We start from the raw sequence: 21,425 nt of genomic DNA on the forward strand, positions 1-21,425 counted from the left end.
ATAATGTAGTTGATTTTAAGGATGCGGAAGTAGGGGCGGACGCTGCTAGAATAAAGAAATTTATGATACAATTTATCAAATGAGTGGTAAGTTATTTTTCATCTTATTGAACCGGAGGCGCATGTAAATGAAATGGTCTGAAGTACGTCAGCATTTTCCAGAACGTTGTGTCTTAGTAGAAGCATTAAAATCAGAAATAATGGGTAAAGAAAGAGTCATTGAAGAAATGTCAGTTATCGATGAATTTGAAAACGGCAATGCTGCATGGAAAGTATATAAAAAACTTCATGCGGAAAATCAAAGTCGAGAATTATATATTTTTCACACAAATAATGAGGGAATAAAGGTAATTGAGCAGCCGTATATAGGAGTGCGAAGAAGAGTATGAAATTTGTTATGGAGGACCAATTGCCTCTAGTTTCTGTTCATATCGAATACAATGGAATGAAAAAGAAATTTAGCAACGTGCTCCTTGATACAAGCTGCTCTTCATCCATTTTAGATACTGATTTGTTTGAAGATATCGGGCTGATGCTCGATTTAGAGAATGACATTACAAGAAAAATGTATGGAATTGGTGGTAGTGAAATCTGTATAGAACAAAAAGTTAGCGGCATGACAATAGATAAATTCAAACTTTGTGATTTTACTATACAGCTCGGTGATGTTAGAAAAATCCATGGATTCAATGGGATCATAGGCAGTGATTTTTTTCTGGCGAATAAGCTTATCATCGACTTTGAAAATATGGAAATACGTACTAACTATGATTTCTAAACACTATATCATGGAAATCGTTTGAAATTGAGCAATATTGTCCAAGATTAATAGGAATCCCAGCATGATAGTATCATTCTGTCAAACTATGTTAACATTGTTCCTGACTTATAGAGGGATACAACATACTGGAAGTAATTTTCCTTAAACAATCTGAAGAATAAATGGATGAACTCTTTCCTAGACTATACTAAATGATGGATAAAAATGTTTACTTTTGCCCCAGTCTAATCGTTGCAGTACTGTCATTCAAACAAAAATAATCCACCCTTGAGTTTAGGGCCGCGGGTGGATTACCACTCTAGAATAGCCGACCCCCTCCTGAGGGAACCCTCTATTGCCTGACTGGACATGTACTGCATGTCTAGTCTTTTTTATTTTATTTATTAATTTGGCTCTTTTTGTATAGGCTCTGTTAGATCAATGAGTGTAATTCCAAAACCAATATTGATTTATTAGTAAAATAATTTGAAACGTTAAAGTGCTAAAAAGCCGTGCGAATAGGATATTAAATTGTCGATAGTTCCATTATCTTAGAAGAAATTTATTTTGTTTGCTAAAAAAAGTGGTTTATTGACATCGGGAAATAACAATATATTTATGTTGGAAATAATAAATTTATAAGGGTAATTCAAAATACATAGAGGGGAGAATTGGTTAGTTTCATTTTAAAGAGAAATAAATAAATAAATAAATAAGCGGGGCAAGGGGTGTATAACTTGAAAAGAGTTTCTATGTTCCTAACATTTTTAATGTTACTATCAATCTTATTACCTATTAAGTCTATGGCTGCTACAAATACAAGCCCAATGCACCGTCTGCACTTACATTTAATGCTGCTTTTGCCCTAGCTGAACTCGCTCCGGCAAATAGGCTGAAAAACACCATGATTGCCATGAAGCCGGCAATGTATTTCTGATAAACATGTTTGTTCACTATATATAACCCTCCAACGTTTTATTACACCTTGGTTATTTTATCATAACTACTTAGTAAATCATAGACAGAGCATCGACCCATCTTACATCCATTTTTTGTACTAGGCAGGACTTTTTTTATAAAAAAACAGAGAGGCTTCCCGGCCCCCCCGTTTAAAAATTATATGTGTGAATAGTTTGGTGCTTCTTTTGTGATTTGAACATCATGCGGGTGGCTTTCTCGCAGGCCTGCACCTGTCATTTTGATGAATTGTGCTTTTGTTCTTAAATCATACAGGTCTTTTGTTCCGCAATACCCCATTCCTGAACGAAGGCCGCCAATCAGCTGGTAAATTGTTTCGGATAATGGCCCTTTATATGGAATGCGGCCTTCAATTCCCTCTGGAACAAACTTTTTATTATCTTCTTGGAAATAACGGTCCTTTGAACCTTTTTCCATCGCGGCTACGGAACCCATTCCCCGGTAAACTTTAAAGCGGCGTCCTTGGAAGATTTCCGTCTCTCCTGGGCTTTCAGATACCCCTGCTAATAAACTTCCAAGCATGACGGCATGACCGCCGGCTGCGAGCGCTTTGACAATATCCCCTGAGAATTTAATTCCGCCATCGGCAATAATAGTTTTTCCATGCTTCAACGCTTCCGTTGCACAATCATAAACAGCGGTAATTTGTGGGACACCTACACCTGCAACGACCCTTGTGGTACAAATTGAACCTGGACCAATTCCCACTTTCACAACATCGGCCCCCGCTTCAATCAAATCCTTCGTAGCTTCAGCAGTAGCGACATTTCCTGCGATAATTGTCAAATCAGGATATGCTTCTCTAATTTGTTTAACCGTGTCGAGAACGCCCTTTGAATGCCCGTGTGCTGTGTCGACAACAACGACGTCTACACTTGCCTTAACAAGCATATCAACCCGTTTCATGGTATCGTTTGTAACGCCGACGGCTGCACCGGCTAATAAACGCCCTTGGTGGTCTTTTGCTGAGTTAGGGAACTCAATGACCTTTTCAATATCTTTAATGGTGATTAATCCTTTTAGGACACCTTGATCATCTACTAGCGGAAGTTTCTCAATTTTGTGCTTTTGGAGGATTTTTTCCGCTTCCTTCAAAGTAGTGCCTACTGGAGCAGTAACAAGATTTTCTTTTGTCATTACGTCAGAAATTTTAAAAGAATAATCTTGGATAAAACGCAAATCACGGTTGGTAATAATTCCAATCAGTTTTTGCTCGTCCATGTTATTCACGATCGGCACACCTGAGATACGGTATTTCCCCATTAGGTGCTCTGCATCGTATACTTGGTGGTCTGGGGTTAGATAAAATGGATCTGTAATGACTCCACTCTCTGATCTCTTTACTTTTTCAACCTGCTCCGCCTGCTGTTCAATGGTCATATTCTTATGGATAATCCCTAAGCCGCCTTGTCGGGCAATCGAGATTGCCATTTCCGATTCGGTAACAGTATCCATGCCCGCACTGATAATCGGGATATTAAGCTTTACATTAGGCGACAACTCTACTTGTAAATTCACATCTCGCGGCAATACTTCAGACTTACCAGGAATCAACAACACATCATCAAACGTTAAACCTTCTTTTTCAAACTTAGTTTCCCACATTTTAACGGCCTCCAGGACAAAAAAATTTATTTGTAGGTTAACAATTGGACAAAATACTGTCAAGGAGAAAGTATTAATTTGATTTTTCTGAAAAAGGTGATTTTAATTTGGATATTCAATTTAAGGATTGGAAAAGCTTCGCCTGCTTCTTTTCAGCAGAATACTGCCAAGCTTTTTTAAGAAAATGTTACCAAAAAGGCGGAGTCGAAAATCCTGCCAAAAGTGAAAAAAGTAGCGTTTAATCGTACTGAATTAACAAAATTGGATCAACAACAAAGCAAAAGTAACATGATCAAAGAACATGGAAACGTGTTTCCTTCTCAAACAAATTCCATTCAAGTTGATAGCAGTTTAATTAGACCCAGCTCTGATCGTGAAGAAGGTAGGAAAGTAGAGATCTCCCCTGATTTGTATAATTTTTACCAATGGGACATTAAGCGAGTAACACATTACGGAGCTAGCTTTAAAAATAATAGTGGAACTCAAAATGTTGTTGTAGGGATTATCGATACAGGTGTTGATTATACTCATCCTGATTTAAAAAGAAATTATTTAGGTAGCAGAAACTACGTACCTGCAAATGCAAATGGGGATTCTTCAGAAACAGGAAGTTCAACCGATATCATGGACCGAAATGGACATGGAAGCTATGTAGCTGGTTCTATCGCTGGAAAAGGACGAATTATAGGAGTAGCTCCTGGAATTGGATATAAATCTTATCGTGTGTTTGGAGCAGAAGGTAGTGCTTCAACTTCTACCATCGCACAAGCGATAGTTGGGGCAACAAATGATGGTGTCGATGTCATTTCCATGAGTTTAGGCGGATATTCTGTAATGGGACAAATTTTTTGGACAGATCCAAGCACAGGGAAACGATATAACCTAGGAAATGAAGTGGCTGATTTCCTTCTATATAAAAGAGCTGTAAAATATGCCACTGATCATGGAATTACGGTGGTTGCTGCAGCAGGAAATGACGATATCAATATTACAGCAAAAGGGAAGGTAACAGATTTCCTTAACCAAGAGTATGCGAAAGATGGTTATTCTTTTGTCGGGGCAGGCTTTGAGCAACCTGGATTAGATCCTGGTGTTATCACTGTTTCTGCTACAGGACCAATGGATACGAGAGCTTCTTATTCGAACTATGGCCCAGGTTCTATTGATGTAACGGCACCAGGCGGTGATGGCCAACGTTATGATAAAGGATTATGGTATTTAGATCTTAATATGGGTGCTTATAAAGACAACGATTATATTTTCATGGCAGGGACTTCTATGGCAGCACCAAAAGTATCAGCTGTTGCTGCCTTACTTATTAACAAATATGGTAAGGTAGGACCTCAAAAAATTGCTCAGATGATTAGAGGTGGTGCTGAGGACATTGGCGAGCAAGGAAAAGATCAGTATTTTGGTAATGGAATGGTTCAAGCACCATATGAAAAAGAAGATCTTCCAGCTGAAGTAGAATGGCATAAGCAGTTTGGTGGAGCACTATGGGAAATGGGTTCGAAAGTTCACCAAACATCAGACGGCGGCTATATTATGGTCGGAGCTTCTGAAACATTCTCAACAAAAGGTTACTTTTTAGATGAAGCAGCAGGCTTCTATAAACAAGATACGGATTTACTTGTTGTTAAGGTAGGGAAAGACGGTAGAACGGAATGGTATCGCCCACTAGGAAGTGAATCCTTACATGAATGGGGTAATGATATTATTCAAACGAAAGACGGGGGCTACTTAGTATTAGGCTATTCCGGTAAAGATGATGGAGAAGAAACAACCGATGTATATTTAGTTAAATTATCGGCAACTGGAGAAACTCAATGGGAGAAAACAATCGGGACAAAGGATGTGTACGAAGGTGGTATTTCCTTCATGCAAACCCCAGATGATGGGTTTATCATGACAGGTTCAGTGGGAGTGAATGGAGGGAATGACATTCTCCTACTTAAAATCGACAAAAATGGGAATAAACAATGGGAAAAAACTTACGGTGGCGAAGCGTCTGATACTGGAAATAGGATAAAGGCAACAAGTGACGGAGGATATATCATTGCTGGGCAAACCTATTCCGTTCAACTTGGAAGAAAATCTGATTTCTATTTAGTGAAGGTAGATGGAAATGGAAATCTACAATGGGAGAAGAAATTTGGTAAAGGGGATATGATAGAGGATTTCCTATATGACGTAGTAGAAACAGGTAATGGAGATTACATGCTAGTCGGAGATTCAGAGACTATTACTTGGGTAGGAGGATTCTTTCCACAAATAGTGAGTAAGAGTTATTTTGCAAAAGTAAATAGCCAAGGTGAAATCAAGTGGGAAAAATATGTAGGTGATGGTATTAACACCCAAGCTCCACAAAGCTTGATCAAAACGTCCGATGGAAATTACATGGCAGTTGGATATGAAAGATCTCCTGAACAAAACGTTGATTTAGCTCTTTGGAAATGGAATGATAATGGAAATCAGATTTGGAAGAAAACGTATGGAGGTCCTTTAGCAGATTTTGGTCAGTCCATTGAAGCTACAAAAGATGGGGGCTATATCCTTCTTGGTCATACACATTCCTTTGCATCTGGTGATGTGTCCGATAGAGATATGTATTTAATAAAATTGAGTAGTGCGGTTAATAAATAATCAAAAAAAATCGAACGTCCCAGTGATGGGACGTTCGATTTTTTTGTAGATTTTTAATAGTTTACAAAAACTTGAAAATCCTTTAATGAGTAAGGAGGACACATAAATATCCGATTAGGGGGCCGTCCACAGCCAATTGCCTGATGGGGAATTTGAGCTACTGTTAATTCCCAAAAGCAGGAAATATGAAAAATATAAATCCCATTGATCAACTAATGTTTCTACGATTATTTTACATGAAATAGGAGGGAAGTAATTTTTTCAACCTTAACAGGGTTTTTTAAAAATGAGAATCTAAATTGGCACTATGAACACTTTTAAAAATATTTAGGAGGGATTTCTTTGTAATTTACAGAATAATTGTATAAATGCAATTATTAAGGCATTTCTGCAATTGGAAAAATTTTAAAAATGATTGGAGGAACCCATTTTGTTTACGTTGCAAGAGCTAGGTGAAAAATTTCCATTTGGTTTGCTATTGGTCGATTTCAAAGGAAAAATTCAATATGCTAACCCCATTTGTGAAGGAATACTCAATTTGAAGAAGCCTTATATGAAATATATTCAAGAGGTATTACCGGGAAGTAATATCATAAAAGTCATTAAGGATGGGATATTTGGGATACCTGAAAATATATCCAATACCAATATGTATGTGATGAGTATTTCTTTAGTTCAAGGAAAACTCGGTGGGATTCTTTTTTTAGATAATAATACCTATCAGATGTTCTTAGACAATTCTCCAAAAGTTAGGGACTTAAAACAGGAATTAGAAGCGATTATGAATTTGAGTGGTGAAATGGTTACGATCACGGATGGTGAAGGAATCATATTGCGTGCGAATAATACTTGTGAACAAATTCTCGGTATAAAGGAATTTGAAATAGTTGGAAAATCTGCTTCCGTTTTAGAGAAAAATGGGTTTATTAATGATTCTTCAACCCTTCATGTGATTCGGAAAAAACGTAAGGTAACTTTGAACCAAACAACAAAAACGGGACGCCGATTGTTGGTTGAAGCGCATCCAATCTTTCATGCAGATGGGTCATTGAGCAAGATTATAAATATTTCAAAGGATGTAACAGAGATTGCGAACCTTCAGAAGAAATTAGAAGAGACAAAAGCGGTTCTCGATTTTTATCAACAGCAGCTTCAAATTTTGGAAAAGAAGGATCATGGTTTAGTGTTTAAATCAAAATGCATGGAAGAGGTTTATGAGCTTGCTTGCAGAGTGGCAGATGTAGACGCCACCATTTATATCCATGGAGAAACCGGAGTCGGAAAGGAAGTATTGGCTAGAACGATTCACCAATTAAGTAATAGAAAGGATGCTCCTTTTATCAAAATAAATTGTAGTGCCATTCCGGAAAGTATTATGGAATCGGAATTGTTCGGATATGCAAAAGGGACTTTTACTGGCGGGAATAAAGATGGCAAAAAGGGGCTGGCCCTGGCAGCTCATAAAGGCACTTTATTTTTGGATGAGGTCGGAGAATTACCGCTTAATTTACAAGCTAAATTACTGCAACTTTTGCAAGAAAAACAGTTTACCCCATTGGGAGAAACAAAGCCGGTCCAAGTGGATGTCCGTTTTATTGCCGCGACAAATCGGAATTTGAAGGATATGGTCAAAGAAGGTACATTCCGGGAGGACTTATTTTATCGTTTGTTTGTCGTTCCAATAATCATTCCCCCTTTAGCTGAACGAAAAGAGGATGTCCCCTTTATGATCAGCCATTTTTTAGATAACTATAATCAAAAATACAAGCTCTATAAAACGATTGATAAAGAAGTTGTGCAGTTATTTATTGATTATGAATGGAAGGGGAATGTTAGAGAATTACAAAACACGATTGAGAGGCTTGTTCTTACATCTCCAACACAACATATTGACCTAAATTCTTTACCGGATACATTTATTACATCCTCAGTCAAAGCAATTGACAAAGTTCCTGAAAATTTAAATTTAAAGCAGCAAATGGAGTTATTTGAAAAACAATTGATTCTTCAAGCATTGGAATCCTCATTCACAATGAAGGAAGCAAGTAAAAAACTAGGGGTAGATCCTGCTACTGTTACTAGAAAAGTGCAGAAGTACAACATAAAAATTGCAAAAATGCAATTTCAGTTGTAAATACGCAATATCATTAATTGTTTGATTATTAGGAATTTTCCGGGTTATTTTTCTCTTTTGGTGGAAAATAAATTGCAATTCTGCAAATATGATAGAAAACTCTTTATCTCGAATATTAATTTTTCAATATTTTTATATTGGCACGGTACTTGCATTATTAAGAAGTATAACAAAAAAGGGAGGAAATGCGTTATGAAATTATTTGGCGTTGATGTAGGGGGCACTTTTACGGATGTTATCTTCAATGATACAGAAACACGATTTACGGCTATTCACAAAGTGCCAACCACTTCGGAAGACCCTTCTACAGGTGTTGTCCAGGGGATACTTGAACTTTGTGAGCGTGCGAATATTGAAAAGTCTCAAATCGACCATGTTTTTCATGGAACGACAATCGCTACTAATGCGATCTTAGAGTATGACGGAGCTAACACCGGTATGATCACGACCGAAGGATATAGGGATATCATCCATATCGGACGCCATCAGCGGCCTCAAAACTATTCTATTATGCAGGAAATCCCTTGGCAGGATCGTCCACTCGTGGAGCGGAGAAATCGGTTAGCCGTTGCAGAAAGAATGGGTCCGGCAAAAGATCAGGTTATTACCCCGTTAAATGAATATCAAGTCCGTGCGGCTGTTGCGGACTTAAAGGAAAAGGGTGTCGACTCTATTATTGTCAATTTCCTATTTTCCTATATTAATCCTGCACACGAACAAAGAGTAAAGGAAATCATTGAAGAAGAATATCCAGAAGCATTCATCACCATTTCATCAGACGTTTCTCCGCAATTCCGTGAATTTGAACGCTTTACAACTTCTTCTATAAACGGCTTTGTTGGACCTAAAGTTAAAAATTACATTCAGAATCTTGAACAGAGGCTGAAGGAAACCGGCATTCCAGCTGAATTACATATCATGTGCTCTAATGGAGGGGTAGCAACACCCAAAACGGTTTCGGAAAAGCCCGTAAGCACTCTTTTATCAGGCCCTGCTGCAGGAATATTAGGAGGCGTTTGGGCTGGTGAATTAACCAATCGTCAAAAATTGATCACCTTCGACGTTGGCGGCACTAGCGCCGATATCGGAATCATTACCGACAGTAGTTATAGTGAATCTTCTGCCCGTGATACCTGGATTGCCGGATATCCTGTCATGGTGCCAATGATTGATATTCATACAATTGGAGCTGGAGGCGGCAGTATTGCCCACATCGATGAAGGTGGTGCGTTCAAGGTAGGCCCTCGAAGCGCAGGTTCCCGTCCGGGACCAGCTTGCTATGGCCACGGGGGATTAAAACCAACAGTAAGTGATGCCAATGTTGTACTGGGAAGGATCGATGAACATAACTTCCTTGGTGGAGAGATGAAGATCTATACGAATGCCGCTTACAAGGTAATTGATGAATTATCCGAAAAAATAGGATTAAGCAGAGAAAGGACAGCTGAAGGGGTTCTTCAAATCATGAATAACAACATGGCAAATGCCATCCGGGAAAAAACGATTCAAAAAGGGGAAGACCCAAGGGAGTTTTCATTGGTGGCCTTTGGCGGTGCAGGTCCGCTCCACGCTGTGGACGTCGCCCAAATTTTGAATATTCCGGAAGTCATCGTTCCATTGTATCCAGGCATCAATTGCGCAACAGGTCTATTAACCACAGATTTAAAGTATGACGTCATCAAAACGGAGTTTATGTTAAGCACCAATATCGATTTCAACATTTTGAATGAAGACATTACTGTTTTGGAAAGCCAACTGCTTCAACAATTGAAAGAGGATGGGGTAGCAGAACAGGATATTGAGATTCATCGCAGTGCCGATTGCCGATATGCTGGACAGGGATATGAACTGCGTATTGATTTGCCGAATGGGCTGCTAGATCATGAAACAATCATTTTGGCATTAAATAGTTTCCACGAAAGCCATAAAGCGGAATATGGACACAACTTCTTGGAAAGCCCAATAGAGTTGGTCAACATTCGTGTAACTGGTTTGGGCTATATGCCAAAAATTGAAAAGAAGGCCGTTCATCATGAGTTTACATTAGAGGATGCCTTATTAAAAACTGGAGAAACGATTTTTAATATTAATGGAAGTCTTGAAAAGGTAGAGACAAAGTTTTACCAAAGAGAAAAGCTTCCTGTAGGTCAGGAATTTTATGGTCCATGTATTGTTCTACAAAAAGATACAACCACTGTCATTCCTCCAAACTGCAGCGCTTATGTAGAGAAATACGGAAATATCATTATTAAGGTAGGTGTATAATTGTGGCACAAACTTTAACAAACAAAATCGATCCAATTACAGTCCAAGTAGTCCTTGGTGCTTTAGAAAACGTGGCAGTTGAAATGGGGCACAAGCTTGCCCGGATGTCTTATTCCAGTATTATCCGCGAATCAGAGGATTTTGGCTGTGCGTTAGTGGATTTCAAAGGGCAGCAATTATGTGAGTCATCACATAGTACACCGCTTCAATCTGGTCCTATTCCAGGATATGTACAAGGGATCCGCCAAATCATGGAGGAGAGAGGCGATACTTTCTATCCAGGTGATGTCATTATGCATAATTCACCGTATCACGGTGCATCGCATGGTCCGGATGTTGGGTTCTGCATTCCGGTATTTTATAAAGATGAGTTGATTGGCTTCTCTGTCACTACTGCGCACCATCTTGATATCGGTGCATCTACACCGGGAAGCTGCGGAATTGTAGACGCTGTAGATGCGTATGCGGAAGGTCTTCAATTTAAGGCCATCAAGGTGTATGAAAAAGGGGTTAAAAACCGATACATTTGGGATATTTTACGTGATAACATCCGGGCACCGAAATTGGTCGTTGGTGACATGGAGGCCCAAATCGCTGCCGCCAAAATAGGGGCACAAAGGTATATCGAAATTATTGAAAAGTATGGGTTGGACACGGTCCAAGCTGCCAGTGAAGAATTGATGAATTATTCTGAGAAAATGATGAGAGAGGCAATTAAAAAGCTGCCAAATGGCGAATACTCAGCTGAAGGGTTTTTAGATGGATATTTGGATAGTGAAGATCCAGCTAAAAAGGATTTAAAAATTAAGGTGACGGTAAAGGTGGATGGAAGTGATTTAACGGTTGACTTGACAGGGACTTCACCACAAGTGCCAGATAGACCAATCAATATGCCATTAATCGGGACTGTGGACATTGCCATTAATCTAACCCTAAGATCGATTTTATTGGATTCAACTGTATACGGGAACTTCCCGCAAAATTCTGGCTTGATCAGACCAATCAAGATTGTCGCTCCGAAAGGAACAATGTGTAATCCCATTTTCCCAGCACCGACAATCGCACGGTTCAACGGCGGGAATATCGTGGCCGATACCTTAATGAAAGCATTAGCCCAGGTGGTTCCACATCAGGTCAGTGCTGGTGTAGGAAACCTTCAAGTTGTCGCTTTTAGCGGCAAAGATAAAGATGATAATTACTGGGTTTACATGGATATTATGGAGGGCAGCTACGGTGGAAGATATGGCATGGATGGCATGGATTCTGTCGACACTTTATACGCAAATACAAGGAATAATCCAATTGAAGATATTGAATCCCACTATCCATTAAGAGTAAACCGCTATGAGCTGAGAGATAACGAAAGTGCTCCAGGTAAGTGGCGAGGTGGAATTGGTTCCATTCGTGAGGTCACTTTCTTAGCAGAGGGAAGTGTTTCAGTGGAAGCCGACGGGTATAAGTACGCTCCTTGGGGTTTTAATGGAGGAAAATCGGGTGCTGTAGGCAGCCTATCCCTTCGCGACAATGAAACGAATGAAGAAGTAAAACTTCCTTCCAAACTGCCAAATAGAAAGGCACATGAAGGCAGTACCATCCAGCTTGTAGGTCCTTGCGGAGGCGGATATGGAAATCCGTTAGAAAGGGAATCGGAAAAGGTTCTTTCCGATTACCTAGATGGATTTATTTCAAAAGAACAGGCATTAACGGAGTATGGAGTTTTCATTAATGATGCAGATCAAATAGATTATGAGAAAACTAGCAAACTAAGAAACCAGTTGTGTTAAACATGGAGGATACAATGAAAACAATGACCATCAACAAAGAAAGGTTAAAGCTCCATATTGAACAGCTAGGTGAGATTGGAAAGACAGCCGATGGCGGAGTGCAGCGTCTTGCCTTAAGTAAGGAAGACCGCGAAGCTACTCTTTTGGTTGCCGAATGGATGAAAGAGGCCGGTCTATCGGTGAGACATGATCACTTTGGAAACTTGATTGGGCGAAAAGAGGGGCAGAATCCCTGCCTCCCGCCTATCATGATTGGTTCCCACATTGACTCTGTACGAAATGGCGGGAAGTTTGATGGGGTTATTGGAGTCCTTGCCGGGATCGAAATTGTTCATAAGTTAACCGAGTTGAACATCGTTCATGAACATCCAATTGAAGTGGTTGCTTTTTGTGAAGAAGAAGGCTCACGGTTTAATGATGGGTTATTTGGAAGCAGAGGCATGGTCGGTAAAGTAAAATATGAGGATCTGCAAAAATTGGATGAAAACCAAATATCGAGGTATCAAGCGCTTAAGACTTTTGGCTTCGGCATTGAACCTGATTTCATTGACCAATCAGTACGGAATAAGGGTGATATTAAGCAATATTTCGAGCTGCATATTGAGCAGGGGCCATTTTTGGAAAAGAATGATTACCCTGTCGGTATTGTCAGTGGGATTGCAGGACCTTCTTGGTCCAAGGTGAAGCTCGTTGGAGAAGCTGGTCATGCGGGAACGGTTCCGATGAGTCTCCGCCGAGATCCCTTAGTGGGAGCAACGGAAATCATTCAAGAGCTAGAAAGACTTTGCATGAACGATCCTGAGGCACCTACTGTAGGAACTGTCGGAATTATTTCAGCCTTCCCGGGCGGAGCCAACATCATTCCAGAATCAATCGAATTTACCCTTGATATTCGGGATATTGATTTGGATAGAAGGAATCAAGTCGTCCGAAAAGTAGAGGAGAAGATTATTCAGGTTAGCAGGAACCGAGGGCTGGAATATGTCATAGACAAAAACATGGAAGCTCAACCCGTCAAGTGTTCAGAAAATCTAATCCAATCGTTGGTTGAAACAAGCAGGGATCTAGGGATGGAAGCACCCATCATGGTAAGCGGAGCAGGACACGATGCCATGTTCTTGGCGGAAATTACCGAAATAGGCATGGTGTTTGTCCGATGCCGGAACGGAATCAGCCATAACCCAAAAGAGTGGGCAGAAATAGAGGATATCGCTGCCGGTACCAATCTGCTCTTTGAAACAGTTTTAAAGCATATATGATGCAACAGTATGGCAGTCATCGTTGACTGCCATACAAGGAGTTTATCCAACGGAATTTTTCGGAATATTTTGTAAATTAAAACAATCTCCTAATGTCCACTTCAAAAAGACAATTTATACAAATTGTCCACGGATGGTGCCTGACACCAAAACGGTGAAACCAAAATTAAAATTAAGGAGAAGTGATCCAGTTGGATTCCAAAACTATTATTAGAAACCCGGATTCTTCATTATATAATGAGGATCTTGCTCCGATTCCCAAGGAAAAGAGAACCTGGGGTTGGTTATCTTACTCGGCGATCTGGATGGGAATGATTCACAATATTGTTTCCTATGAACTTGCAGGCGGCTTGATTGCCATTGGAATGAGCACTTGGCAAGCATTAGCGGCAGTTATCATTTCCAACGTATTCTTAATTGTGGCACTTTGGTTTAACAGTGCTGCTGGCGCCAAATATGGTCTGCCCTTCCCTGTTTTGATAAGGGCATCGTTTGGTTATAAAGGGGCCCATTTCCCTGTAATGATTCGTGCTGTTATCGCCATTTTTTGGTTTTCGGTGCAGACGTACTTGGGCAGTAAAGCAGTTGGTGCCATCATTAGTGTCGTTTACCCTGGCTGGGATTCCCTTGGATCCTACTCATTTTTGGGAATGGGACTAAATGATTGGATCGGCTTTGCAGTATTCTGGCTGATGCATGCCTGGGTGATTTCACATGGAATGGAGCGGGTAAGAAATTTTGAATTGTGGGCTGGGCCACTAGTAATAGTTTTAGCTTTAGGATTGGTTTTTTGGTCAATCAAAGTAGCAAATGGTATCGGGCCTATTTTCGCCGTGGAGGCAAAAATTTCTGGCGGGGCATTTTGGAACAGCTTTTTAATCGGTGTAACGGGGATGATAGGAGCATTTGCTACTTTAGTATTAAATATCCCTGACCTCACACGTTTTGCCAAAAGCCAAAAGGACCAAACTATCGGCCAGGCTGTTGGATTACCGATAATGATGACGTTTTTTGGTTTGATGAGCATCATGATTACTGTGGGAACAATTATGGCCTTCGGTAGACCGATTACCAATCCGGTGGAAGTCCTGCTCCAATTTAAAAATCAACCTGTAGTGGTCTTATTGGGGGCATTCGCCCTATTAGTTGCTACTCTCTCTGTCAATGTTGTTGCAAACGTTGTTTCCCCGGCATACGATTTGATTAATTTAGTTCCTAGTAAACTCAATTTTGTTAAAGCAGGCATTATTTCTATAGTAGTAGGAGTATTTTTTGCACCATGGCTCTGGATTGATAATGCAAATTTAATCTTTACTATTGCAGGAGCAATTGGAGGTGCACTAGGACCGGTAGCAGGCATTATGATTGTAGATTATTATTTAATACAAAACCGTAGCTATGATTTAAATAGTTTCTTCGTTAAGGATGGGGATTACACCTATAGAAATGGATGGAATCCGCGGGCTTTTGTCGCAATAATACTAGGTGCAATTGTGGCCTTAATAGGCCTTGTGGTTCCTGCACTACACTCTCTCTATACTTATAACTGGTTTTTAGGAATAATAGTGGGCGGACTTACCTATTATTTCTTGATGCGATCTAAGCAAAACCAGGCAGTATCAACATCGGTAGAAAAGAAAGTTTCAAATGAATAATACAAACATAATAAATGATTCAACCTGCAATTTTACCTTTCCCAACATCTAGATTCAATAGCATAAAGCATTCTGAAATAAGTTAATGGTTTAGATTATGAAATTGATTGGGAGGATAAAAAAATGAAAATTAAAGTAATCAATCCGAATACGACGTTGGAGATGACGAAAGGAATTGAACATGCAGCCTTATCCGCTGCGCGTCCTGATACACAAATACTTGCAGTAAGCCCGAAAATGGGCCCATCTTCAATTGAATCCTTTTATGATGAGTACTTAGCCATTCCTGGGGTGATTGAAGAGATTAAAAAGGGAGAAGAAGAAGGGGTGGATGCTTATGTTATTGCCTGCTATGGCGACCCTGGATTACAGGCAGCCAGAGAAGTGACTGACAAACCTGTGGTAGGGATTGCGGAAGCATCGCTTTATTTAGCATCTATGCTTGCTGCGAGATTTTCGGTTGTAACTGTGCTGCCTAGAATTAAATCGATGTTAGAAGAACTCGTTGATTCCTATGGTATGAGTAAACGTGTCTTAAACATCAGATGTACCCCACTCGCAGTGCTTGATTTTGAAAGAGATCCTGAAGGCGGCATTGAAACATTAAGACAGGAAGGAAAAAGGGCTGTGGAGGAAGATAAGGCAGAAGCTATCTTGCTTGGATGTGCAGGTATGGCTGAATTTGCAAATAGCCTTGAAAAAGAGTTAGGTGTACCGGTTCTCGATGGAGTAACAGCGGCAGTGAAATTTGCTGAATCCATTGTCGATCTAGGTAAGAAAACAAGTAAGCTTAACACCTACAAATACCCTGAGAAAAAAGAATACATCGGCAACTTAGCCAGCTTTGGTGTTAGTGCCGTAAAGGAAAAATAATTTTTAGCTTCAGCGATTGTTAAACAGCAAATGTACCCAGGCAATTTCCCACCTAATTTTAGGTGGGGATTTTTTATTTTTAAATAATAAATATTTTTTTAGTTTAATAGATAAAATTGTTGGTTGATAATAATGTAAAAACTCGAAATATTTAAGCCAGTGACTTTTACGAGTGATGGAATATAAGAAAACGTATGGAGGTCCTTTAGCAGATTTCGGTCAGTCCATTGAAGCAACAAAAGATGGGGCTATATCCTTCTTGGTCATACACATTCCTTTGCATCTGGTGATGAATCCGATAGAGATATGTATTTAATAAAATTGAGTAGTGCGGTTAATAAATAATCAAATATGATCGAACGTCTCAATGATGTGACATTCGATTTTTTTAGATTCGATACAGAATAGAAAAATCCTCTTATCAAAAAATTATTCCTAAAATATTTCTAAAAATATTGAATTTTTAGTCATTTTTGAATATCATTATCTCAAAAATGACTAGGAGGTAAAAATGAATCTAAGCGAGAATGATACGATTCTATTAAAACATATTTTAGAGCATTCTTTTGATGAAATCTTTATTGCGGATGCAGCCGGAATGGTTTTATATACAAGCCAGACCACTGAACTAGTATTTGGTATTCCCCGCGAGCAAATCGTCAATCACAACCTTTTCGACCTTGAAAAACAAGGACTTTTTTCTCCTTCTGTCATTGCCAATGTGTTAAGAACCAAAAAGAAAGATACACTCATTCAAGAAACCATCCTTAATCGAAAACTCATCATCTCCGGATACCCCATTTTTGATTCATCAGGCCTATTAATCGGCGCGATGAGTGTTTCAAGGGATATAACGGAGTTCGAGTATTTAAAAAAGGAAAATGACCAGGTCGCAAAGGCATTACAGCTCTATCAAGAGGAAAATGAAAAACTACGAAAACAGGCTGCCAGCCCCTTCTTACATAGGAATGATAAGATGGCCAAAGTTTTCGATATTGCTTCAAAAGTAGCAAATATAAACGTTACGGTCTTACTTGAAGGGGAGTCAGGCACAGGTAAAAACCATATTGCCCATATGATCCATCAAATGTCTTCAAGAAAAGCTGAGCCCTTTATTGAAATGAACTGTGGTGCAATACCTGAATCTTTATTTGAGTCAGAGCTTTTTGGATACGAGGAAGGGGCTTTTACCGGTTCTAAAAAGGGCGGGAAGAAGGGTTATTTTGAATGCGCAAGAAAGGGAACCCTTTTTCTCGATGAAATCGGAGAACTGCCTATGAATCTTCAAGTGAAATTACTGTCGGTTTTGCAAAATCATTCCTTTATGAGAATTGGTGGAACGAAAGAAATAGAAGTGAACTGCAGAATTATTTGTGCCACCAATCAACAATTAGAAACGCTGATCAAAGAAAGGAGATTTAGAGAAGATCTATATTACCGGATTAATGTCGTAAAAATAGACATTCCTCCACTAAGGGAGCGAAGGGAAGAAATCATTCCACTCATATACGAGATTACCGAGCAGCTGAATCGTAAATATGGTTTAGACAAATATTTTACCCCAACAATGGCCGCCTGGCTAAGCCAGCAGCAATGGCCAGGTAACGTCAGAGAGTTACGAAACTACATTGAAAAACAGATTATCACAACAAGTGGTAACGAAATTGACCTCGAATCAGATGAGGATACAAATCAGAATTCCTCCATCGATGCAAACCAAGAAATCCCTTTAGACGATTACATAGAAACACTGGAAAAGGAATATATCGTGCGGATGTATCAAAAATATCCCAGCAGCATTAAACTGGCCGAAAAATTGGGAATTAGCCAATCCACTGCGAATCGGAAAATCCAAAAATATGTCGGAACCAGGTAGTCAATTTTGACTAATGTATCGACCATATTCCCTTTCTATCAACGCTGGCATGAAAATTGCATTCTCCATTAGTAAGAAATTTTAAAAGGAGGCAGTTTTATGTCAAATCAAGATGAAAAACAATTTTTAAATTTACCTTTTACGGGAATCTGTACGTTTGGGAAATATCCTGTCTGTCCAGATTTGGATCAATTAAATGCGGATGTAGCTGTCATTGGAGTACCAAATGATATGGGCACCCAATGGAAGTCAGGAGCAAGAATGGGACCAAGGGGGATTCGTGAAGGTTCTACCCTTTACAGCTTTGGCTTAAATGGGGCCTATGATATTGAAAAAGACATTATGTATTTGGGACCTAAATGGAAAGTGGTTGATTGCGGCGATGTGGACATGGTCCATGGGGATCTCATGCAGTGTCATGAAAATACGGAAGCAGCCGTACGAAAAATAGTCTCAAAAGGTGCCATGCCGGTTGTATTAGGCGGCGATCACTCCATTACCATCCCAGTTGGTAAAGCATTAGAGGAATTGGGACCATTTCACGTCATTCAAATCGATGCCCATTTGGACTGGGCGGATCATCGTTCAGGTCAGCGTTATGGTCACGGCAGCAGTATCCGCCGGTTATCAGAAATGGACCATGTTCAGAGGATCTTCCAATTTGGGATTCGGGGAATCAGCAGTAGTCTTAAGGAAGATGTCGAGGCTGCACGAGAATACGGCAGTGTCATTTTATCACCTAGACAAATCAGAAAAATGGGAATAGAAAATGTAATCGAAATGCTTCCAGAGGGAGAAAAATACTATGTTACTTTAGATATTGACGGACTGGATCCATCCGTGGCACCGGCAACAGGCACACCTTCACCAGGAGGATTTATGTATGATGAAGTTAATGAAATGCTAGAAGGAATTGCCAAAAGAGGGAGGGTGATTGGCTTTGATTTGGTAGAGGTAGCACCCCCATATGATCCGGCAGGCATGACAGGTCAAGTAGGTGCCCGGTTAGCATTAGATTTACTGAGCTTTGTTTTAAAGGAAAAAGAGAATGCTGAGGACCGCAATTTGCATAAGAAGGAAGTTCACTCCTAGGATAAATCAAGAAAATAATTGATAACAGGGGGAAGGTCTATGAAAATTGAGACAAGAAGCATTGAGTATATTCCAGCAAATGAACGGCATGGAAAACCAAGAGGATTATTTTCCGTTTGGTTTGCCGCCAATATGCATATTACCACACTTGTAACCGGATCACTTTGTGTCACTTTTGGTTTAAATCTTTTTTGGAGTGTAGTAGCTATTATTGTGGGGAATTTACTAGGAGCCATTTTCATGGCATCCCATTCTGCTCAAGGACCTAAACTTGGTATTCCGCAAATGATTCAAAGCCGTGCCCAATTTGGTGTTATTGGCGCGGTGATTCCTTTAATTCTCGTTATTTTTATGTATTTAGGCTTTTTTGCCAGCAGCGGGCTGTTAGGGGCACAAGTATTAAGCAGTGCCTTAAACCTTAATTTAACTGTAAGTATCATTATTCTGAATGTCATCACCTTTATCGTGACAATGGTTGGACATGATCTTATTCATAAAATCCAAAAGTATTTAACCTGGGTGTTTTTTCTCGTCTTTATTGCGGCTACAGTTATTGTCTTTAAACTGCCTGTTCCGGCAGGAAGCTGGTCTCCAAGCGGGTTTAATCTGCCGATTTTTATGTTAAGTGTTAGTGTGGTCGCCACTTGGCAGATTTCCTATGCACCATATGTTGCGGACTACTCCAGGTATTTGCCCATTGATACCAATTATTCTAAAACCTTTTGGTATACGTATGCAGGGACCATTTTAGGAACGGTTTGGATGATGGTTTTGGGAGTCCTATTGACTACGGCCATTCCGAATTTCTTAAGTAATTCTGGTACGAATCTCGCGAACCAGTTTGGGAGCCTCTCTATCATTATGTTTGTTGTGATCATCTTAGGGCAGCTTTCCATCAATGCGTTTAATCTATACGGTGCCTTTATGTCAACGGTAACCACTGTGGAGCCTTTTTCAAAAATTAAAGTGACGCCAAAGGTCAGGATGTTTTTCGTTGCTGGAATTGCAGTGGTCGGTACTTTGCTCTCTATATTAGGACAGGGAAATTTCTTATCCAATTTTATCGACTTTATTTTATTTATTAGTTACTTCTTAATCCCATGGACAGCGATTAACCTCATTGATTTTTATGTTGTCCGCCACGGGGAGTATAGTATTAAAGATATCTTTGATCTTAATGGTAAGTACGGAAAAATTAACAAAATTACCTCTATTTCTTATATCATTTCTGTCATTGCGGAAGTCCCTTTCATGAATACTTCTATTTATGTAGGACCAGGAGCGAAAGCAATGGGAGGAGCAGATGTTGCCTGGATTTTAGGACTAGTTGTTCCGTCGGTGCTTTACTATGTCTTGATGAAACGTAAATTAAAATCTGAGGAGACCATTGAGGGACCTATCTCCTTTGAAGATGAACAACTTCACAAAATTTAATGTGTTAATTTTTCAAGGATAGAAAATGGGAATAGACGATTCCCATTTCTATCCTTTTTAATGAAGGAGGAATGACGATGAGCAAGAACTTTGAACTACCGAACCCCAGTACGATGCCCAGATTTTCGGGAATCCGTACGTTTATGCGATTACCGTATCAACAGGAAATCGACAAAAAAGATTTTGTCATCCTCGGTGCACCCTTTGATACTTCTGCGACTTACCGCTCTGGTGCGCGATTTGGCCCCGAGGCCATTCGCCGCAGCTCTGTCCTGCTAAGGCCGGCAAATGTTTACCATCAAATTCGTCCTGTTGATTATCTGGAGGGAGTGGATGGAGGAGATGTTATGGTTATTCCCGGCAACACGGCTCAAAGCCATCAATACATTACGGAGCATGTCAAAGCGTGGGCGATGGAGGGGGTGGTTCCGATTGTGCTTGGCGGGGATCACTCGATTTCTTTACCGGAATTACGGGCACTCGCCAGTGTTCACGGTCCATTATCTCTTATTCATTTTGATGCCCACGGGGATACATGGGACGAGTATTGGGGAGAAAAGTATACGCACGGAACGCCTTTTCGCCGGGCGTTTGAAGAAGGGATCATTGATCCGTCTCGTTCGATTCAAATTGGGATGCGCGGCACCGTCTATGATCCTAATGATATTAACGAAGCGCGGGAACTTGGGTTTGAAGTCATTACGGCCGATGAAATGCGGGTTATCGGGCTCACAGAAACGATGAAGCGCGCGCGCGAAAGAGTTGGAAACAACAAGGTTTTTCTCACCTTTGACATTGACTTTCTCGACCCGGTCTATGCACCCGGAACCGGCACTCCAGAAATCGCTGGATTTACGAGCGCAGAAGCCCAGCAGATGCTGCGCCAGCTCTCAGGAATAAACTTTATAGGCTTTGATCTGGTAGAAGTGCTGCCTGCACTCGACCCCACTGAAGTAACAGCCTTAACAGCCGCCAGTGTCGTCTTTGAATTTTTAAGTTTATTGGCTGTTGCGAGAAGGGAACATACTCAATCATAGGACTGGGAGTATGTAAAAACGGATGCCATCT

Annotated in this window: 16 protein-coding genes; 14 read left to right on the top strand and 2 right to left on the bottom strand. The window is 40.1% G+C overall.

Going from position 1 to position 21,425, the window contains the following annotated elements:
* Positions 1-127 precede the first annotated feature (127 nt).
* Complete coding sequence (locus tag PH210_RS06280; protein ID WP_289983969.1) at positions 128-388, top strand: hypothetical protein; 261 nt, start codon at positions 128-130, stop codon at positions 386-388.
* On the top strand, positions 385-777 hold the full coding sequence (locus PH210_RS06285) for a pepsin/retropepsin-like aspartic protease family protein (protein ID WP_289983971.1): 393 nt from the start codon (positions 385-387) through the stop codon (positions 775-777). Before PH210_RS06280 ends, PH210_RS06285 begins: the two co-directional genes overlap by 4 nt.
* 792 nt (positions 778-1,569) lie before the next feature.
* Here the strand turns inward: PH210_RS06285 and PH210_RS06290 are convergent.
* Positions 1,570-1,713, bottom strand: a complete 144-nt coding sequence (locus PH210_RS06290; protein ID WP_289983974.1) for a hypothetical protein — start codon at positions 1,711-1,713, stop codon at positions 1,570-1,572.
* A gap of 162 nt (positions 1,714-1,875) precedes the next feature.
* On the bottom strand, positions 1,876-3,342 hold the full coding sequence (gene guaB / locus PH210_RS06295) for an IMP dehydrogenase (protein WP_289983977.1): 1,467 nt from the start codon (positions 3,340-3,342) through the stop codon (positions 1,876-1,878).
* Between the two features lie 107 nt (positions 3,343-3,449).
* Between guaB and PH210_RS06300 the strand changes: the two genes are divergently transcribed.
* The 12 genes from PH210_RS06300 to speB (PH210_RS06355) all read left to right on the top strand — a co-directional run bounded on the left by PH210_RS06300 (position 3,450) and on the right by speB (PH210_RS06355) (position 21,394).
* A complete protein-coding gene (locus tag PH210_RS06300) occupies positions 3,450-3,584 on the top strand; it encodes a hypothetical protein (protein ID WP_289983978.1) in 135 nt (44 codons plus the stop codon).
* A gap of 46 nt (positions 3,585-3,630) precedes the next feature.
* Entirely contained in the window at positions 3,631-5,985 is a 2,355-nt protein-coding gene (locus tag PH210_RS06305) for a S8 family serine peptidase (RefSeq protein WP_289983980.1), read from the top strand.
* 430 nt (positions 5,986-6,415) lie between these two features.
* Positions 6,416-8,119 (top strand): sigma-54 interaction domain-containing protein, encoded by a 1,704-nt coding sequence (locus tag PH210_RS06310; protein WP_289983981.1) that lies wholly within the window; start codon positions 6,416-6,418, stop codon positions 8,117-8,119.
* A 192-nt stretch (positions 8,120-8,311) separates the two neighbouring features.
* Positions 8,312-10,384, top strand: a complete 2,073-nt coding sequence (locus PH210_RS06315; protein WP_289983982.1) for a hydantoinase/oxoprolinase family protein — start codon at positions 8,312-8,314, stop codon at positions 10,382-10,384.
* A gap of 2 nt (positions 10,385-10,386) precedes the next feature.
* A complete protein-coding gene (locus PH210_RS06320; protein WP_289983983.1) occupies positions 10,387-12,168 on the top strand; it encodes a hydantoinase B/oxoprolinase family protein in 1,782 nt (593 codons plus the stop codon).
* 14 nt (positions 12,169-12,182) lie between these two features.
* A complete protein-coding gene (locus PH210_RS06325; RefSeq protein ID WP_289983986.1) occupies positions 12,183-13,427 on the top strand; it encodes a hydantoinase/carbamoylase family amidase in 1,245 nt (414 codons plus the stop codon).
* 191 nt (positions 13,428-13,618) lie between these two features.
* On the top strand, positions 13,619-15,082 hold the full coding sequence (locus PH210_RS06330) for an NCS1 family nucleobase:cation symporter-1 (RefSeq protein WP_289983988.1): 1,464 nt from the start codon (positions 13,619-13,621) through the stop codon (positions 15,080-15,082).
* 123 nt (positions 15,083-15,205) lie between these two features.
* A complete protein-coding gene (locus tag PH210_RS06335) occupies positions 15,206-15,955 on the top strand; it encodes an aspartate/glutamate racemase family protein (protein ID WP_289983990.1) in 750 nt (249 codons plus the stop codon).
* Between the two features lie 511 nt (positions 15,956-16,466).
* Positions 16,467-17,831: a sigma-54 interaction domain-containing protein gene (locus PH210_RS06340; RefSeq protein WP_289983991.1), complete on the top strand. Its 1,365-nt coding sequence runs from the start codon at positions 16,467-16,469 to the stop codon at positions 17,829-17,831.
* Between the two features lie 99 nt (positions 17,832-17,930).
* A complete protein-coding gene (speB, locus tag PH210_RS06345; RefSeq protein ID WP_289983993.1) occupies positions 17,931-18,923 on the top strand; it encodes an agmatinase in 993 nt (330 codons plus the stop codon).
* Between the two features lie 39 nt (positions 18,924-18,962).
* Positions 18,963-20,357: a purine-cytosine permease family protein gene (locus PH210_RS06350; protein ID WP_289983996.1), complete on the top strand. Its 1,395-nt coding sequence runs from the start codon at positions 18,963-18,965 to the stop codon at positions 20,355-20,357.
* A 77-nt stretch (positions 20,358-20,434) separates the two neighbouring features.
* Complete coding sequence (speB, locus tag PH210_RS06355; protein WP_289983998.1) at positions 20,435-21,394, top strand: agmatinase; 960 nt, start codon at positions 20,435-20,437, stop codon at positions 21,392-21,394.
* Positions 21,395-21,425 lie beyond the last annotated feature (31 nt).

The organism is Paenibacillus sp. BSR1-1, assembly GCF_030403775.1.
Lineage (GTDB): Bacteria > Bacillota > Bacilli > Bacillales > Cytobacillaceae > Neobacillus.

Excerpts from the sequence above, each read along its gene's own strand:
- speB (WP_289983993.1), top strand. The coding sequence starts at position 17,931 with ATGTCAAATCAAGATGAAAAACAATTTTTAAATTTACCTTTTACGGGA.
- PH210_RS06350 (WP_289983996.1), top strand. The coding sequence starts at position 18,963 with ATGAAAATTGAGACAAGAAGCATTGAGTATATTCCAGCAAATGAACGG.
- speB (WP_289983998.1), top strand. The coding sequence starts at position 20,435 with ATGAGCAAGAACTTTGAACTACCGAACCCCAGTACGATGCCCAGATTT.
- PH210_RS06335 (WP_289983990.1), top strand. The coding sequence starts at position 15,206 with ATGAAAATTAAAGTAATCAATCCGAATACGACGTTGGAGATGACGAAA.
- guaB (WP_289983977.1), bottom strand. The coding sequence starts at position 3,342 with ATGTGGGAAACTAAGTTTGAAAAAGAAGGTTTAACGTTTGATGATGTG.
- PH210_RS06340 (WP_289983991.1), top strand. The coding sequence starts at position 16,467 with ATGAATCTAAGCGAGAATGATACGATTCTATTAAAACATATTTTAGAG.
- PH210_RS06280 (WP_289983969.1), top strand. The coding sequence starts at position 128 with ATGAAATGGTCTGAAGTACGTCAGCATTTTCCAGAACGTTGTGTCTTA.
- PH210_RS06315 (WP_289983982.1), top strand. The coding sequence starts at position 8,312 with ATGAAATTATTTGGCGTTGATGTAGGGGGCACTTTTACGGATGTTATC.
- PH210_RS06285 (WP_289983971.1), top strand. The coding sequence starts at position 385 with ATGAAATTTGTTATGGAGGACCAATTGCCTCTAGTTTCTGTTCATATC.
- PH210_RS06305 (WP_289983980.1), top strand. The coding sequence starts at position 3,631 with ATGATCAAAGAACATGGAAACGTGTTTCCTTCTCAAACAAATTCCATT.
- PH210_RS06325 (WP_289983986.1), top strand. The coding sequence starts at position 12,183 with ATGAAAACAATGACCATCAACAAAGAAAGGTTAAAGCTCCATATTGAA.